This is a genomic window from Butyrivibrio sp. YAB3001 (genome assembly GCF_900112195.1).
In the GTDB taxonomy this organism is placed as follows: domain Bacteria; phylum Bacillota; class Clostridia; order Lachnospirales; family Lachnospiraceae; genus Butyrivibrio.
Genome location: NZ_FOKR01000011.1, coordinates 28178 through 44813, shown reverse-complemented (window position 1 = coordinate 44813; position 16636 = coordinate 28178). Strand labels below are relative to the sequence as shown.

14 protein-coding genes are annotated in these 16636 nt (G+C 42.1%); 2 read left to right on the top strand and 12 right to left on the bottom strand.

Features of this window, described 5'->3' with window-relative positions; all coding sequences use genetic code 11:
* Window positions 1-14: 14 nt before the first annotated feature.
* Genes BM086_RS12330 through BM086_RS12310 form a run of 5 tightly spaced genes read right to left on the bottom strand, consistent with a single transcriptional unit; the run spans window position 15 to window position 6251 of the window.
* Entirely contained in the window at window positions 15-1538 is a 1524-nt protein-coding gene (locus BM086_RS12330) for an alpha-L-rhamnosidase-related protein (RefSeq protein ID WP_092327011.1), read from the bottom strand.
* Complete coding sequence (locus BM086_RS12325; protein ID WP_092327009.1) at window positions 1535-2515, bottom strand: ABC transporter permease; 981 nt, start codon at window positions 2513-2515, stop codon at window positions 1535-1537. Before BM086_RS12325 ends, BM086_RS12330 begins: the two co-directional genes overlap by 4 nt.
* Before the next feature lie 24 nt (window positions 2516-2539).
* A complete protein-coding gene (locus BM086_RS12320; RefSeq protein WP_092327006.1) occupies window positions 2540-3739 on the bottom strand; it encodes a substrate-binding domain-containing protein in 1200 nt (399 codons plus the stop codon).
* 14 nt (window positions 3740-3753) lie between these two features.
* Window positions 3754-4734: an ABC transporter permease gene (locus tag BM086_RS12315; RefSeq protein ID WP_092327003.1), complete on the bottom strand. Its 981-nt coding sequence runs from the start codon at window positions 4732-4734 to the stop codon at window positions 3754-3756.
* A 14-nt stretch (window positions 4735-4748) separates the two neighbouring features.
* Window positions 4749-6251 (bottom strand): sugar ABC transporter ATP-binding protein, encoded by a 1503-nt coding sequence (locus BM086_RS12310; RefSeq protein WP_022779854.1) that lies wholly within the window; start codon window positions 6249-6251, stop codon window positions 4749-4751.
* Window positions 6252-6459: 208 nt separating this feature from the next.
* Here BM086_RS12310 and BM086_RS12305 point away from each other — a divergent pair, with 208 nt between their 5' ends.
* A complete protein-coding gene (locus BM086_RS12305) occupies window positions 6460-7515 on the top strand; it encodes an AraC family transcriptional regulator (protein ID WP_092327000.1) in 1056 nt (351 codons plus the stop codon).
* A gap of 42 nt (window positions 7516-7557) precedes the next feature.
* Here the strand turns inward: BM086_RS12305 and BM086_RS12300 are convergent, their stop codons facing one another.
* Genes BM086_RS12300 through BM086_RS12290 form a run of 3 tightly spaced genes read right to left on the bottom strand, consistent with a single transcriptional unit; the run spans window position 7558 to window position 10076 of the window.
* Window positions 7558-7812 carry a FeoC-like transcriptional regulator gene (locus tag BM086_RS12300; protein WP_092326998.1) on the bottom strand — a complete coding sequence of 85 codons (255 nt, stop codon included), beginning with the start codon at window positions 7810-7812 and terminating at the stop codon, window positions 7558-7560.
* Between the two features lie 24 nt (window positions 7813-7836).
* On the bottom strand, window positions 7837-9852 hold the full coding sequence (gene feoB, locus BM086_RS12295; RefSeq protein WP_092326995.1) for a ferrous iron transport protein B: 2016 nt from the start codon (window positions 9850-9852) through the stop codon (window positions 7837-7839).
* Entirely contained in the window at window positions 9849-10076 is a 228-nt protein-coding gene (locus tag BM086_RS12290) for a FeoA family protein (protein ID WP_092326992.1), read from the bottom strand. Before BM086_RS12290 ends, feoB begins: the two co-directional genes overlap by 4 nt.
* Before the next feature lie 108 nt (window positions 10077-10184).
* Here BM086_RS12290 and BM086_RS12285 point away from each other — a divergent pair, with 108 nt between their 5' ends.
* Entirely contained in the window at window positions 10185-10541 is a 357-nt protein-coding gene (locus tag BM086_RS12285; RefSeq protein WP_242952191.1) for a heavy-metal-associated domain-containing protein, read from the top strand.
* Window positions 10542-10569: 28 nt separating this feature from the next.
* On the opposite strand, the gene BM086_RS12280 is transcribed toward BM086_RS12285, so the two are convergent.
* The 4 genes from BM086_RS12280 to BM086_RS12265 form a co-directional block, all read right to left on the bottom strand.
* Window positions 10570-12660, bottom strand: coding sequence for a heavy metal translocating P-type ATPase (locus BM086_RS12280; RefSeq protein WP_092326990.1), 2091 nt, complete (start codon window positions 12658-12660; stop codon window positions 10570-10572).
* 6 nt (window positions 12661-12666) lie between these two features.
* A complete protein-coding gene (locus tag BM086_RS12275; protein ID WP_175560262.1) occupies window positions 12667-12927 on the bottom strand; it encodes a DUF6110 family protein in 261 nt (86 codons plus the stop codon).
* 213 nt (window positions 12928-13140) lie between these two features.
* Window positions 13141-14685 carry a response regulator gene (locus tag BM086_RS12270; RefSeq protein WP_092326987.1) on the bottom strand — a complete coding sequence of 515 codons (1545 nt, stop codon included), beginning with the start codon at window positions 14683-14685 and terminating at the stop codon, window positions 13141-13143.
* 116 nt (window positions 14686-14801) lie between these two features.
* Window positions 14802-16631, bottom strand: a complete 1830-nt coding sequence (locus tag BM086_RS12265; protein WP_092326984.1) for an extracellular solute-binding protein — start codon at window positions 16629-16631, stop codon at window positions 14802-14804.
* Between the last annotated feature and the right edge of the window lie 5 nt (window positions 16632-16636).

Sequence of the window (16636 nt, the reverse complement as noted above, 5' to 3'; positions counted from 1 at the left end):
CTTCTTCCAAAGTATTAAGCAAAGTATTTCCTGAGAAAATACGCCGGGCCACAGCTCCAGGCATGACAATAACTGTTTACAATAGTTCCTCCGTAAGGTGACTCGTCCGGATTTTCGGGATTATACAGCTCCCAGAAGGTGTCTGCACCGTTTTTGATCATTCCGCCCCAGTACTGTCTCATAAGATTGTGAGCGTCTTCTTTCCTGCCAAGCTTAATAAGTGCATCTATATAGTTGTGATACATATAAGGAGTAACCATTTTAACAGCACCGTCGCAGCCATTTAGTCTTTCCAAAAGCCTGAGTGCAGCACTACCTTCAACGGCATTTCCAAGTATCATCCATATCTGAGATGCAAAGGAGATCTGTCTGTCTTTCCCGCTTACGTACATGCCCATTTTTTCATCATATAAAAAAGTATTGGCTGCATCCTTTACTTTGTTGTAAAGATCAGCATACTCTTCCTCTGAGAGCACATCTCCGACCTGCTCGGCAAGTTCAATTGCTGCCTCCAGCGCGTACAGGAATATCCCCTGCGCACTTGCCTGTTTATTCAGCTCCAGATTCCAGTCCACAAAGCACCAGCCAAGAACGTCAAGGTCCTTTACTACATAGTGTTGGTCAAGGTCCTCTCTGGCAAGACTGATCTGTCTGCGGCATACCTGCCACAGATCCTCCAGCGCCTCCTGGTCACCTGTCTTTCTGTAATAATCCCTGAGAATGACCACAAAAAACAGAGAATAGTCAAACATACATGTGTCGTCTACTTCAGGCTCAGGTTCCAAAAATACGCAGGCTCCGACTCTTCCATTCTCCTGAGTAAGCGCACCGAACAGGTATAGGCAGGATTTGACCATATCATTCATTCTGTAGGTTTCATAATTGGCCAGAGCCTGTATCCTAAGATCTCCTATCCACAGCCTTCTGTCTCTTTTAGGTCCATCCTCAAACACTGTCTGCATGCAATCTTTGAGAGTTTTTACAGCCACCTTGTCCATCTCTCTGTCCAAGGGATCTGCCGCCTCATAGGGTAAAAGATCCGTATCTCTGGCAGAAGTGACGGCCTTGGCCCAAGCTTCGGAAATCTGAAGATCAAATCTTGAACTGATATCCATAACCTCAATCCTTACAAATCTGAATGAATATCGTCTGTCAAAGTCCAGCCTTCCGGGGACCACATCCACCTTTACCAGCTCTTCCTGGATCCATGATGCGCTTACCCAGCCACTGTATTCTGATGCATCCTCAAACAGCTCTACTTCTCTTTCGGCAAAGCGTACTCTTAAGAGCACCGGAGCATCTGCATGAGCTCCTATGTTCTTAAAATCAAGAGAAAGATATCCAACCAGATGTCCACCAAAGTCAAGGATGACCTCATCACCTTTTTTTAGTGACATAGTCCTGAAATCCCGGAGACTTTTTTTCTTTATTCCCTTGCCGTCCCTTGTAATACTTACTGTTTCGGCTACAGCAATCTCTTTTTCATTTAACCTTGGGAAAAGAGCCGTTGCTTTTTTCAATAATCTTAAATCTTTCATGCTTTCAATAATCTCTTTATCAAATCATTGTTGTTCAGGTAAATAAGGAAAACAACCAGCAATACTGCATTTATAATTGACTGCATTGTTGCATTCACTGAGTTTGAGAATACAGCAAAGGTAGAATTTAAAAGTGACATGCAAACAGCCGCCAGGAGAAAGCCAATCTTCTCGTTTGTGAATCTGCCGATATATCCTGCGATAAACATAGGGAGAAATGCTGTAAACATGATGGCTATACTGCCAAAATTGAGCTGTCCTCCATTTATTGTCGTATTTCTGGCCGCATTAAGTGTTCCCACTATACCCATCAGGCCTCCACTGATCCCATAACATATCAGAGTGTTTTTTACCTCATTGATACCTGTAGCCACAGCCACCTTCTGTCCCGACTTAAGTGCGTTGTAGTCATATCCAAAGGCCGTTTTATCAAAAGTAATTATCATAAATGCAAGGACTGCCGCTATTATCAATGCTGCATAGACCCAGGTTCCTGTAAGAGCGGACATTGAAGGATTTTGAACTTCACTCATAACATATTTGCCACCGGTTATTGTGTACATAATTCCCTCATACACTAGCGTTACTCCCAGTGAGACTATGATGGGAGGCAGTCTTAATGTGCAATATGTAAGACCCGATATTAGTCCAAGTATCACTCCTGCAACAAGGGATATACAAAGCATCAGCGGTGCAGAGCCATTTCCCCCGGAGAGAATCCCATAGGTTATTTTTGCCCCTATGATAGATGACAGACCGGCCATTGATCCCAGGGAGAAATCAAATCTTCCGCTGTTCAGATTTATGGAAAGAGCCATGGTTGTGATCATCACAATAGCTGTATAAACTATGAAATTGTCAAAGCTTTTCATATTTGAAATCACACTCTGTCCATTTAACAGGCAAAGAGTCTGCAAAACCACAAGGGTTACAACCGGCATGGCCAGTGCGTTTACGATTCTCTTCGGGGTACTCATAGCTAATCTCCTTATTACTCTGTATTACTTACTCTCTACAAGGCTCTTTACATCCTGATAGGTGACCTGACTTCCGATAATGCTATCAAGTGTCTCTTTGCTGTAGATGGGTGAATCACCGTTGTCATTGACAAAATACTCATCGAAGGTTGCCTTGTCTGTTGCTACCAGATAGCCCTGATTGAGCGATACAGCATTTCCCTCATCATTTCTGATAAGATTTTCGTCAATCGCATTTGAAACCAGCGCAAATACAGGTCCGATAGATGATGAATACTTACCTGCAAGATATTTAAGACTTCCACTCTCCATTGACTGACTGTTCATGGCAGTAAAGGAATCAATATCGGCAAAAGGTATATTTTCCTGTGAAAGTGTCTGTGCAAAGAATGTAGTTGCCATTCCAACTGAAAGGAATGCCTCGGGAGCCTTCTGAATAGCTGCACCAAGCTCATCTGTTGTTGTATCGCCATATCCCTGGAGGTATGCAACAAGTTCAACATCGCCGGAAACCTTTGAAAGATCAATTCCCTGATCCTTGAAAATCTGTCCCACGATCGCTCCCATGTCATTTGCTCCGCCGTAGGTACAACCAAGTCCCGTAAGAATACCGGCTGCTCTGAAAACGTGCATAGGATTTGGAATGAAAGCGCCATAGAGAGCCACCTTCTTTACTCCCTGATTTTTAAAATACTCGCCCATAGCTTTTCCTGCCTCAAATTCAGTGGCATTTGAAGGTCCGATCTGGCAAACGAAGTGCTCATAACCTTTGTATTTTTCATACTGCTCGTCATCAAGAACTCCTGAAGCTATTGCATAGTAAAGGCCATACTGCTCGCAGGTCTCAATCTGCTGTGCTCTGTCGCTGCTGGATAAAGAGATAACTGCGTCATATCCCTTTGATGCAAATTTTTCAATAGCGGCCTTCTCGTCTTCAGCGCTTGCCAGCGCATCAGTGTAATCAAAGGTAACATCATAGTTTTCCTGAATATACTTCTCATAGTAATTTCTAAATCCCAGGGCTTCCTCACCGCTGACATCTGCTACAAGCACTCCGATTTTCTTGGCTTTGCCGGAAGGCTGAGTAGTTGTTTCAGCTTCCTGTGCCGGTGCTGCGTTATCAGCACTACCCTGTGCAGCAGGTGCCGAATTTCCGCATCCTGCCATCACCGTCATGGCCCCGGCCATGATAAGTCCGATCACTTTTGTAAGTTTTTTGTTCATAATATTTTCCTCCTTTATCTTGGTAACAGTGCTGTCCTGTAATTCATGCTGGTTACATAAACCACCGCCAGGAAAAAGACTGCACTGATCACCTGTGTGATGCCGTATGCTGCGCTGCTGTCTATGACTATCTCAAGAATGTCATTCAGCAAAATATATGAGAAGCCACCGATCAGTGCCGCGTAAATCTTACTTCTTGCACCTCCTGAGATTGGCATTCCTCCGAAAACGATCGCAATAAAGATATTCATTCCTATACTTGATGCTGTTGTAGTAGTAACCGATGGGGTATAGCAAAGTGTCAAAAATGCTCCGAGGCCGATTCCAATTCCCGCCATCACAAAAGCCAGGATCGTATATTTACTTGCCTTTATTCCTGTAAGCTCTGCACAAATTGGATTTCCGCCCACAAATTTCATCCTTCTTCCGGCCTTCGTAAACTGGAATACAAAGAAGCATATGGCAAAAAAGGCTATTAAAAGCATTGCCTTCAAACCTATGTTGTCAAAGGGCTTTACAACTTCGCTGGGAATACTTATTCCGCCAAGAGCTCCTCCATAACTTGTGATGATCTGTGCTGAGAGAGCTGAAAGAACCGACATCATGGCAACAGTTGTCACGAAGGGAGGTATATGAAAAACCGAGGCTAAAACCGAATTCAGCAGTGAAGCTGTGATACCCACTGCGAATATCGCGACGATCATCAAAATAAGGCTCTGAGTCTTGTTATAAGTCATGACCCCCATAGTGGCTGCAAAGAGCGTTGATGCTCCAAGGCTTATATCAAAGGTGCCAAGGGTATAAATGAAGATCGCCCCAGTAGCAACCACCGCAAGAACAAGAGCCTCATTAAATACTATTTTCAGGTACATATCCAGCCTGTAACCATTTATGCTTACCACCACCAGAAATGCTGCAAACAAAACCAGTAAAGCGGCAATGGGAAGTAAGGATATGATTTTTTGTTTTATGTTGGTTTTTCTTTTATCTGTCATCTCTTTTACCTTCCTCAGATCATGTAGCTTATGATGTCTCCCTCGCTGAGGGTACTGCTTCTCTTAAACTCTCTTGTGATCTCTCCGTCCTTCATAATGAGTACTCTGTCACTCATACCTATCAGCTCCGGCAGCTCCTCGCTTATCATAAGTATTGCCTTGCCTTCATTTTTGAGCTTTACCATGAGCTGATACATCGCCTGCTTGACTCCGATATCCACGCCTCTTGTGGGGCAATCCAGGATCAGTATCTCGCTTCCGCAGCCTATCCATTTACCAAAGACAACCTTCTGCTTATTGCCACCCGAAAGCTGACCTACTGCCTGATCCATATCTGAACATTTAATCTTAAGTTCATCCACCTGTTTTTTTACATATTTTTTCTCACCGGATGAAGTAACAAGGTTTATTTTGTTTTTAAAGATATTCATTCCGGCGATAGCAATGTTGTCTTTTATACTGGCATCGAGACAAAGCGATTTCTGATCTCTGTCTTTCGACACATATCCGATCTTTTGCCCCATTGCATTGTGAGGGCTGAGTATCTCTTTTCCACTACCGCAGATAACATGCCCCGAATCAAGCTTTAGCGCTCCGAAAAGGGCTTCACCCAGATCATGCATCCCGCTGCTCGCAAGGCCACCGACTCCCACAATCTCTCCGCGGTGGAGCTCCAGTGAAACGTCCTTTAAATTATCTTTGTAGTTCAGGCTTTGAGCGCTGAGTACCACTTCATCAAGAGATGTACACTCCGTATCCGCCCTGTAATAATCACCTTTAAGCTCTCTTCCTATCATGCTGCTGCGGATGGCATCTGCATCAAATTCCTCTTTTTCAAAAGTCCTTATGATGTTTCCATCCCTGAGTACCGTCAACGTGTCACAGACTTCCATGATTTCGTCCAGATCATGAGATATAAAGATCACTGACTTTCCGTCATCCCTCATTTTTCTGATCAGACTGTACATGATCTGCCTTCCATCGTGGGACAGCGCAGTTGATGTCTCATCGATGATCAGAATATCCGGGTTTTTCATGATAACTTTGGCTATTTCAACCAGCTTTCTGTCCTGAAAGTCCAGCCTTCCCATCGCATCTCTTCCGCTGATACCTGCTATCCCAACGCTTTTAAGAGCCTCATCTGCTTTTCTTTCCAGTTTGTTCTTGTCCACAAGGCCAAATTTGTTTTTAAAGCTCCCAAGTTCGGCAAGGAACATGTTTTCAGCCACCGATATTCCTCCAATGGTTCCGCTTTCCTGAACAACCATTCCAATGCCCTTGTTCAGTGCATCTATCATACTGGCCGGTTCCCATCTGTTTCCCTTAAAAAACATCTCTCCTTCATTTGCTTTCTGCATTCCGGCAGCTATTGAGGAAATAGTGGATTTTCCTGATCCGTTCTCACCGATCAGGCCTCTGATCTCGCCGGGATAAACTTCAAGGTCAACCTCGTTAAGAGCCACGACGCTTCCGAATCGTTTGCTGATATTCTTCATTTCAAGAACTGGTTTATTCATAACTGCCCATTCCTTTCTGTAACGGCGCTCTTTATGATGCAATTATATGTTTAAAAAGCACTGAACATAATTCACAAAATCGCTCAATATTATTGATGTTTTATGATTTAAATATAATAATTTTTATATAAATCTTTGATTTTTTGACATCTACTTGCCGAGCAGATATAGTATATTTAATAGGAGCCCTCAATATAAGGAGAATAAAATGGACGCTAATGCATTAAAGCAGCATATATACGATGTTACAGAGGTGGAAGCATTTTATAGAGAGTACTACCTCGCAGGGAAGAACCCGGATTCGCTTAGAGAATTTCTTAAGAATCTTGACATGGAAATGGTGCTGAGTAAGCACCTTCTTATCAAAGAAAAAAAAGAAACAATCCCCAATGTTTATGAGGATTATTTCTTTTTTGATCTGTCTGACAATGACAGTATTATTGTTCAAAAGCACGAAAGATACAGCCCGGATATTGAGCATAGCCATACCTTTTTTGAAATCTCATATATTTACGATGGCAGATGCACCCAGACTATATCGGGCAATACCATTGAGATGAGAACAGGAGATTTCTGCGTGATCCCACCGGGAATCAGGCATTCTTTTGCGGTATTTGACGACACTATCGCCATAAATATAATGCTGCGCCGTGATACACTTCACACTATGTTCTACTCCTTTCTCAACACCCGTAACATCCTCTCATCCTTCTTTCTGAACAACATTTATGCCAAAAAGGCGAACGATTATATAATGTTCAGGACCGGCCAGGACGCGACCATTTCCGAGTCCTTCATATGGATGTTAACAGAGAGTCGCAACAAGGAAGAGTACCACTACCAGGCCATAACAAACACCCTACTCCTCGACTTCTATCTGATAATAAGACGGTACTCCGAATCTGTTCAGATGCCCCTGTTCGATTCCAGAGTAGATGTCCAGCGCTATGCTCTTATCCAGTATATTCAGGAAAACTACAAAGACGTTACCTTGTCGGATCTGTCAAATAAGTTCCACTATTCCAATGAATATACATCAAGACTGATAAAAGAGCTCACAGGCATGAATTACACAGATATCCTGCGAACTGTCCGAATCGAAAGATCGCAGGATCTTCTTGCCAATTCCACCATGACGGTGCAGACCATAGCAGAAGCTGTTGGGTACGATACCACAGAGCATTATATAAGACAGTTTAAAAAGCATACAGGCATGACGCCCTCTGCATATCGCAAACAGTCCACATCAAACAGAACCAGGTAAACAAGAATGGAATACTCTTTAAGGTTATTGATTCTTTTCACATCATGATATAGCTTTTTTCAGAACAATTTCATACATCGCTCCCATATTCTTAAATCCATCCTTGGGAGCGCACTTACCACAATCCCCGCCGCAGCCATTGCTGCAGCAGGAAACATCTACTTTGTGGATTATACCCATGTGTTCCAAATATTCTATCTGTCTTCTTACATCCTCAACTGTTGTGTGAAGTTCGATTGCCAGAAGCTTCTCAGTTCTGGCATGTCCATCACTTAATAGTTCAATTAAATCCCTCATAATAAATCCCCAGAAAGCACAATATCAAAATATAATCAGTCCAATACGATAAGCCACCGCTGCCAAAAGGAGTGCTGTAGCAGTGTAATAAAGAGCAATCCTTGCAGTCCATTTGACTGAATACGTCTCCTGGAATGTGGCTGCAAGAGCTACAACGCATGGCATGTTAAAGGTCATCGCAAAGATAAAAGCAAGAGCTTCCGCTTTAGAAACATTTGAAAGAAGAATCTCATTCAAATTTGATGCTGCACCTGCTCCGCTCATGGCATCATTAAAGGCTGCTGAAAGATTTCCTCCGGTAAATAGAGCACTGATAACACCTATTGCGCCCTCTTTTCCAACTGCAGATGCAATAAATGCTATAAACAGCTGCCATCCAAGCCCAAAAACTTTCGTGACAGGCTCAATTGCTGTACCAATGCGATACAAAATCGGCTGCGTACCAGGAACAAAAGTATAGCTTAAGAGCCAGAACACGCCACATACCAAGAGCACAACGCTTGTTACACGCTTAAATGTATCTCCGGTTCTTCCAAGAACATAACGAAGAAGTGCTCCAATCTTAGGCTTATGATATGGCGGAAGTTCCATTATCATTCCATATCTGTCGCTCTTTTGCACAAGCTTTCTTCCAAATATCTTAGCTGTTACCCACATATGAAGAACCATTGTAATAAGAATTGCAACGATCACAAGCACCGCTCCGGGGCCAAAGAACACAGCCGAAAGCATAGGAATTACAGCCCATGCTGCTCCACATGGAACTGCCCAAGCCAGCGCTATGGTAAGAACCTTCTGTCCCCAGTTATCGATAACTCTTGCTCCTGCTGCACCTCCCATGGTGCAGCCAAAGCTTACAAGGAAAGGCATAACAGATTTTCCCTGAAGGCCAAGTTTGCCCATAGTATTGTCAAAAACATAGGAAATACGTGCCATGACACCGACTTCCTCAAGGAGTCCAAAAACAAGTGTGACACCAAAAACAAATCCCAGCATCTGAACTATATAGCAGAATGACTGGATAAGAACAGTGCATATTATCTGGATCAGAATGTCCGGAGCGCCTGCAGCACTAAGCGCAGCGGCGACAGGTGCTTTTATTGCAGCGATTCCCTGTCCTATTCCCATAAATGGAAGCGCCGGAATAAACGAGGCAATAAGACCAAGCAGAACAGTTAAGATAACCGCCGGCTTTCCCCATACTCTGCTGAGATATATCTTATCAAGTTTTCCTAGCGCAATGCTTTCCTTTCTGGAAGTAACACTCCCCTCCAATATCTCATCAATCCATCTGAATTTACTGCTTCCTGTTGCAATAGCTCCCTGACTGCTATTGCAGATATCAACCACTTTTTTATAATCAGCCGAAGAAAGCTTAGCCTTCAACATTGAAAGCACCTGCTTATCCCCTTCAAGTGCCTTAACGGAAAGCCACATACTTGTAAAACCGCTGACTATACCTTCCGGAATCAATTCTTTTAACTGATTGTACCCTTCTATCTTCTCATATTCGGCTTCAAGTGCTCTTACGTTTATCTTGGATTTCTCTTTTACCGCTCGCTCCATAGTCTCATAATATGACTCATATTTTTTTCCTTCTGTAGCAGAAAAAAGAAGTACCGGAATTCCAATCTTTTCCTCAATTGATTTTACATCTATTGTTTTTCCCTGATCTTTAGCAACATCTGCCATGTTAAGCACAAGAAAGCTTGGCACATCAATACCTGCATAATCGGCAGTCATGAAAAGGCTTCTCTCAAGCTGTGAACTGTCCGCAAGAATGCATACCACATCAGCTTTTCCGGATGCAATATAATCTCTCGTGATCAGTTCCTCATCAGAATTTGCAGTAAGACTGTAGGAACCCGGAAGATCGGCAATAGCACATTCCATACCCTTATATGCAAAACTGCCTTCTTTCTTCTCAACTGTCTTGCCGGGCCAGTTACCCACATGCTGCCTTAGTCCTGTCAGAGCGTTAAAAAGTGTCGATTTGCCGGAATTGGGCTGCCCCAGGAGGGCTATCGTTGCGCTACTCATCCTGCCACCTCCGTAACCTCAATTCCCATACACTCTTTTCTGTTAAGAGCAATAAGGGTGTCTCTTGAATAGATGAGCATAGGTCTGTTCTTATCGTTTCTGATAACCCTGATACTGCACCCCGGTGTAAGACCGATGGATGTAATCCTGCTCATAAATCTCTCATCACCTGTCAGTTTTTCAACAACTGCCTGGCTGTTCTTTCTTAATTCACTTAAGCTCATACTCGCCTCCTTATATTTTCTGGACATTTCTAATAAATTATGTTAGTATACACTAACAAGTGTATCAATACTATTAGTTGATAATATTTATCAAGAAAGCGTGAATTAATGATTTCCAATATAGTTTCAATTATTGTCCTTATACTTATTATTTCAATTGCCATTTCAGGCTCAATCAAGCACTTCAAGGGAGAAGGCGGTTGCTGCGGCCAAAGCTCCACAGTTAAGGAACCTGATAAAAAACTCAATAACCCTGTTATAGGGAAAAGAACATTTTTTGTAGAAGGAATGCACTGCGAAAACTGCAGGAACAGAGTAAAACGCACCATCAACAGTATTGATGGCGCGTCATGTAAAGTTAACCTTAAGAAAGGTCGCGTTGATATAGAATTTGACAGAGAAATTGATGACGATATCTTTATTAAAGCCATAGAAAATCTGGATTTTCACGTAGTATCGCAATAATGAACATCATTCAATAACTTCTTTTTTCTTATTGGTTCTTATCTCTCTTTAGGTTTGTCATGCTATGCAGTCCAAGCGCTATCGTGGAACCGTTATGCAATGTAGCGCTTGTTGCAGGTGCTATGGTTCCAAGTAATCCAAGACCAATCAGCCCCAGATTAAATCCAACAACAAAACGATAGTTAAAATGTATCCTTTTCATCAAAAGACCACTAAGTTCTTTTAAAGTAATGAGTTTATACAGGTCATCCTCGGATATCATCACATCTGCAATCTGACGGGCAAGCTGTGCACCTTCACTGATTGCAATACCACAATCTGCTTCTGAGAGTGCAGGAGAATCATTTATGCCATCACCGATCATTACAACTGTATGACCCTTTGCTTTCTCCTGCTGAACAAATCCTGCTTTCTCTTCCGGAAGAACCTCTGCATAATAAGAATCAACGCCAACCTCTTTCGCAACTCTTTTTGCTATATGCTTTGAATCGCCTGTCATCATTACTATATTCTTAAAGCCGGCCTCATGGAGCTTTTTGATAACGTCAGGTGCTTCAGGTCGCAGCGGATCCTCTAAGCAAATCACAGCAGATAGCTTGCCGCCTATAGCCAGGAACAACCTTGAATACTGCTTTGAAATGCCATCCAGCTTTTCCTGTTCACCATCAGGTACCACACACTGCTCATCTTCCATTACAAAGTGCCAGCTTCCAATGACAACCTTCTTGCCATCTATATCCGACGCAATTCCATGAGCAACTACATATTTAACCTTGCTGTGCATTTCATTATGCTCAAGGCCTCGGTTTGCCGCTTCTGCGACAACAGCATTAGCAATGGAGTGGGGATAGTGTTCTTCAAGACAGGCTGCAATTCGCAGCATCTCATCCTTATCATTTTCTGAAAACGTAACTACATCCACAACCTTAGGTGTAGCCATTGTAAGTGTTCCGGTCTTGTCAAACACTATGGTATCCGCATCTGCAATAGCTTCAAGGAATTTTCCACCTTTTACTGTAAGATGGTTATCCTGGCACTCTCGCATCGCAGACAGTACTGTCACAGGCATTGAGAGCTTTAATGCGCAGGAAAAATCAACCATCAGTACAGACAATGCCTTGGTCACATTTCTGGTTATCAGATAAGCAAGAATTGTACCACCAAGCGTATATGGCACCAGTCTGTCTGCCAGATGCTCAGCTCTTGACTCCACGCCTGATTTAAGCTGCTCTGACTCTTCGATCATCTTTATGATTTTCTCGTATCTTGTTGCTCCTGATGCCTTCTCTACTTTAAGGACAATATCGCCCTCCTCTATGACTGTTCCGGCATAGACATAGGCACCTTCTTTCTTTTCAACAGGAATTCCTTCTCCTGTCAGAGTCGCCTGATTAACCATGGCTTCCCCTGACACAACAGTTCCATCCAATGGAATTACACTGCCTACTCTCACTGAGATTTCATCTCCGGGTACTATCTGACTAATAGGAACCTGTACCTCAACGCCGTCTTTCTTGAGCCAGACTTTATCCGACTTAAGAGCCATACTCCTGGCAAGATCATCCACAGACTTTTTGTGTGTCCACTCTTCAAGCAAATCTCCGACACCCAATAGGAACATAACTGACGAAGCAGTCTGATAGTCCCCTGTCAAAAGAGATACCGTTATAGCCGTAGCATCCAAAACAGCGACCTCAAGCTTTTTATGCTTAAATAGGCTGACAAGACCTCTGTATATGAACTTGGTGGCCATAATCCAGGCTCTTATCCTTCTGATAGGTGATGGCAAAAAAAGTCTGCATCCATAATGAAGGATTACCTTGCCGATGAGCTTCTCCTTATAAGAAGCCATAAGCTCTCTTCCTGTATTATCAGGCACAAGCGCCTTAACACCTTCCGAATCAGAATCAAAACTGCAGATCTTAGAAAGCAGATCTTTTCTGTCACCCGTATAAACTACCACTGCGTCAGCACTTCTCTCATAGACGGTAGCTTTTTCCACACCATCAAGAGAAAGCAGATAGTACTGTAATCTATCTGCTTCTTCAAAAGAAAAACGTCTTTTTGGCATGGAAAAGCGGATACGTCCACTAATCTCATGTTTAATGACAATTTTCATATTCGATTATTCTCCAACTACTGCTTCATCTTCCTTTATCTTGCGCTCAGCATTTATTTCTTTTGCCTCTGCAAGAATATCGTCGCAGTTCTCCTGAACCTTGTTTGCTGTGTCCATTACACAGTCTTTTGCCCTAAGGACAGCCGCTGTAGTATGTGTATAGCACTTCTTTGCATCTTTACTTGAAAGGACTTTTACACCTGCTGTTCCAAAAAGGACTCCACCTAAAAACCAAACACAATGCTGCCAATTCTTCATAAAAATCATCTCCTGTTCATTATTATTTTTCTCAAAATGCAAAACAAACAAATGCAGAATCCCCACATTTGTTTGCTTCTTTAGCTTATCACAATCTGATTTGCTCTAAAATATACGCAGTTGATAATTTTTCTCAATATCTTGTCTGCCAGTATAACTTTTCTCCTCATGCTTATTTTTTTCTGCAGATGTACAAAGCTATATTATAGCATTATCCATATTTTAACACTTATCTCTCATCTTTTTGAATTCCGCAGGAGTAAGACCGGCATGCTTCCTGAATTTTCTGCCGAAATAATCCACATCGCTGTATCCCACAAGCTGCGACACCTCATATACCTTGTGTCTGCCCTCCAAGAGAAGCTCCTTGGCTTTTTTAATCCTGCATTCATTGAGATAATAAGTAAATCCGCAGCCCGTGGTCTTTGCAAAGAGTCGTCCCAAGTATCCTGAGTTATAGCCAAACTGCAATGCCAGTTCCTCAAGAGTAAGGGGCTGTGCATAAAACCTGTCTATATAAAAGATAATGTCCTCTATTACATTTTCACCATCCTGCCTGCAATATATCTTATTCATCACAATATCCATGGTATCTGAAATATACTGGATTATTTCATACAGGTAAAACCTGCTCTCGATAAACTCAATAATACCTGCATTGGTGTCAAAAACATCGGAAAGTACAGAGTACTGCCTAGTCAATTTTTCTTTTAAGGAAAGCATGATCTCAGTCATGAAAAGACATGCATCCGTACTCTCCGCCTCATGCTTTTTCACATACTCATAGATTTCATCCAGAGCATTCACCACCATATTTCTGTTTCCACAGGCAATGGCATTCATCACATTTTCAAAAAAATCCTTTTGAGCTTTATTATCTTTGCTGTCAGAAACACTCTGCAAATCTTTATTTTCTTTCCGTATAAAATGTTCCCCTTCATCACAAAAAAATCTTCTTTTAGCAAGCCATTTAGCCCTTTCATATGAGCTTACAATATCTAAAAAATGCTCACATTCATTGCCGATAGCAATAAATATATTATCCAGAGGACTATCGGATTCAATGGGGGATTTTTGATAATGACTTATAAAATCTTCAAATCTTGAAATTGCAGTCCTTCCTTTCAGAAGAATGCACTCATTTCTCTCTACTGTAGTAATTTCATAGCTTTTTTCATCCAAAAACACCGATATAAGATCCGATAATCTATATCCTACAGTCTCTTTTCCCGAATTGTAGGTCTCATGGATAATAACCTGATATCTGGGATAGAGTAAATCCATTGATATCAGGTTTTCTTCAGTTACCGGTACCCCTAACAAAAGATCCCTGACTATGACACTTCTGGCTTTACTTTTTATTTCAACCAGTCTGCTTCCCTCATTCCTGGATTTATCAATATCTGCTTTTATTCTTTTAACTGTTGCTAAAAGTTCATCTTCATCTATTGGTTTAGTGATATAGTTTGCAACATTATTTACGATAGCTTCTTTGGCATAATAGAAATTTGAGAAGCCTGAAAGGATGATAAAATAGCCATTGTAGCCCCTGTTCCTTAACTGTTTGATAACATCAATACCATGAACCTTGGGCATCTGCATATCAATGACTATCAAAGAAGGATTCATTTTTTCAGCAGCTGAAAGAGCCTCCTCACCGTTGGAAGCATCACCGATTATCTCAAATCCCAGTTCCTCCCAATCAATGATAAGCTTTATGCCTTCTCTTATATTCTCTTCATCATCTACTATTAGCACAGTTTCCATTCTATACGTTGCTCCTTGAATTTACGAAACATATTTAATTTTATCATATACTTCATAGACGAAAAAGCCACGACGCCTAAGGCGCCGCGGGCTTTTTGCCAATAAGGGAGTCATTATCACTTTGATTTAGCATCATCCTCAGCAGCTGCTCTGAGTTTAGCTTCATTTTCCTGGAACTCAATACATTCCGCATAGCCATACTCTTCTGCCTGTTGTTTCATATCAGCAACAATAGAGTCAAACTCCTCGTCGCTTGCTGCATAGATTGCTTTCCAGGAATTATCCTTAACACAGGTTGAAACCTGATCCCAAACTACCTGAAGTTCATCTGAGCGAACGCCGCCGGTGTACATTGTTCCGGGAGCAAGGACATATTTAAACTTATCCAGATACTCGTCAGGTGTATCAGCTCCTGTCCAGTCTCTCCATTTCTGTTCAATATCTGAACCGGCTTCAGTAGAGTAGCTTGCCCAGTTACGATAGTTGAATGTTTCACCATTACTGTCCGGATTAGGTGCATCCAGTGCCCATGTTGAGTTATTCATCTTAAATGAACCATCATCATAAGTTCCTTCGTAGCCATTGCCAATTTCTGTTGAAATATCTGTCTTGCAGGCGCGACCGATATCTGTAAAACAAGTCTTTCCATTTTCATCATAGTACCAGCAAACATCTTTAGGGCCATACTCTGAAATCATTCTTCCCTCAGGTGTTGTAAGCCAGTTAATGATAGCCATGCAAAGTTCAGGATATTCAGTATTTGCACCTATAGACCAGATTCTGTTTCCGCCGTAAATGTTAAGACCATATCTGATTGGTGTAGCATCTGCAGGTTTAACAGGGAACATACCCTTTCCTGCTGCTAAGTGGTCAGGTGAATTGTAAAGAGCTGATCCCATAAAGTTGAACACGTTAAGAAATGCAGTACCGTTCTGATAATCTTCCTGCATACCGTTAAAGCCCTGAGTCTGTGAGTCGGGATCAAGAAGTCCTTTCTGGTAAAGTGTATTATAGAACTTAAGGCTTGTAAGGTAAGGACCGTTCTCCTCAAGAACAGGGTGGAAGGTCTGTGTATCAGGATCATATAATCCAAGTCCAAATTCATCAAAGCCATAATAGGCTGTAGCTGTAGACTTAACAAACATCACCATGTCGCCATCCCAATCATTGAAAAGAGATACGCCATAGGTTGGGTTTCCATTATCATCTGTAGGACAGATTTCTTTCATCTTCTCAAGAGCATCAACCACTCCGTCAAAATCTTTAATCTCAGGAGATCCGATCTGCTCATAAAGATCATATCTTAAATCCCAGGTATACATAAAAGATCCCGGATCTTCGGCAGAACGTGTCACATCAAAGCCGTAACCATATAGCTTTCCATCTGAAGAAATACCTCTGTTCTTTTCAAGGGCAGCCTTCATATTGGCTGCAATGTAAGGTCCATATTCATTTAAAAGATCATCCTCTTCCCAATCAAAGAGCATTCCCTTATCAATCGCATGCTGATAATCATCGCCGTCATTTCCCCATATAACAAGGTCTCCAAGATTTCCGGACTCCATTCGGGTATCATAAACGCCATCATTTTCAGGTATAATATTGAGCTTAACATTGAACTTATCGAGCATTATTTTTCCAAACCAGCCGGTCTGCTCACCTGAATAGTTTGCAAGCTGATCGTAAACATCAAGTGTAACAGTCTGTTCAGGAATAATGTCTGAAAGATCGCCTTCAAGTCCGCTGCTCTCAGCTGTATCTCCTGTTTCTTCAGTTGTAGACTCTGTTGTGTCTGCACTTTGCGAAGTTTCATTTCCCTCAGCCTTTTCTTCTGACGAAGCCTCCTCTTCCACTGCATCTGCAGGAGCCGTTGAAGAACCACAGGCCGCCAGAGACAGCGTCATAACGCCCGTCATTAAAAGAGCCAGTACCTTTTTCATTTTCATAGCTT

Bases quoted from the DNA above. Each gene is read 5' to 3' on its own strand.
- BM086_RS12275 (WP_175560262.1), bottom strand. From the start codon at position 12,927: ATGATTTTTATGAAGAATTGGCAGCATTGTGTTTGGTTTTTAGGTGGA.
- BM086_RS12270 (WP_092326987.1), bottom strand. From the start codon at position 14,685: ATGGAAACTGTGCTAATAGTAGATGATGAAGAGAATATAAGAGAAGGC.
- BM086_RS12285 (WP_242952191.1), top strand. From the start codon at position 10,185: ATGATTTCCAATATAGTTTCAATTATTGTCCTTATACTTATTATTTCA.
- BM086_RS12300 (WP_092326998.1), bottom strand. From the start codon at position 7,812: ATGAGGGATTTAATTGAACTATTAAGTGATGGACATGCCAGAACTGAG.
- feoB (WP_092326995.1), bottom strand. From the start codon at position 9,852: ATGAGTAGCGCAACGATAGCCCTCCTGGGGCAGCCCAATTCCGGCAAA.
- BM086_RS12315 (WP_092327003.1), bottom strand. From the start codon at position 4,734: ATGACAGATAAAAGAAAAACCAACATAAAACAAAAAATCATATCCTTA.
- BM086_RS12290 (WP_092326992.1), bottom strand. From the start codon at position 10,076: ATGAGCTTAAGTGAATTAAGAAAGAACAGCCAGGCAGTTGTTGAAAAA.
- BM086_RS12330 (WP_092327011.1), bottom strand. From the start codon at position 1,538: ATGAAAGATTTAAGATTATTGAAAAAAGCAACGGCTCTTTTCCCAAGG.
- BM086_RS12325 (WP_092327009.1), bottom strand. From the start codon at position 2,515: ATGAGTACCCCGAAGAGAATCGTAAACGCACTGGCCATGCCGGTTGTA.
- BM086_RS12265 (WP_092326984.1), bottom strand. From the start codon at position 16,631: ATGAAAATGAAAAAGGTACTGGCTCTTTTAATGACGGGCGTTATGACG.
- BM086_RS12310 (WP_022779854.1), bottom strand. From the start codon at position 6,251: ATGAATAAACCAGTTCTTGAAATGAAGAATATCAGCAAACGATTCGGA.
- BM086_RS12320 (WP_092327006.1), bottom strand. From the start codon at position 3,739: ATGAACAAAAAACTTACAAAAGTGATCGGACTTATCATGGCCGGGGCC.
- BM086_RS12305 (WP_092327000.1), top strand. From the start codon at position 6,460: ATGGACGCTAATGCATTAAAGCAGCATATATACGATGTTACAGAGGTG.
- BM086_RS12280 (WP_092326990.1), bottom strand. From the start codon at position 12,660: ATGAAAATTGTCATTAAACATGAGATTAGTGGACGTATCCGCTTTTCC.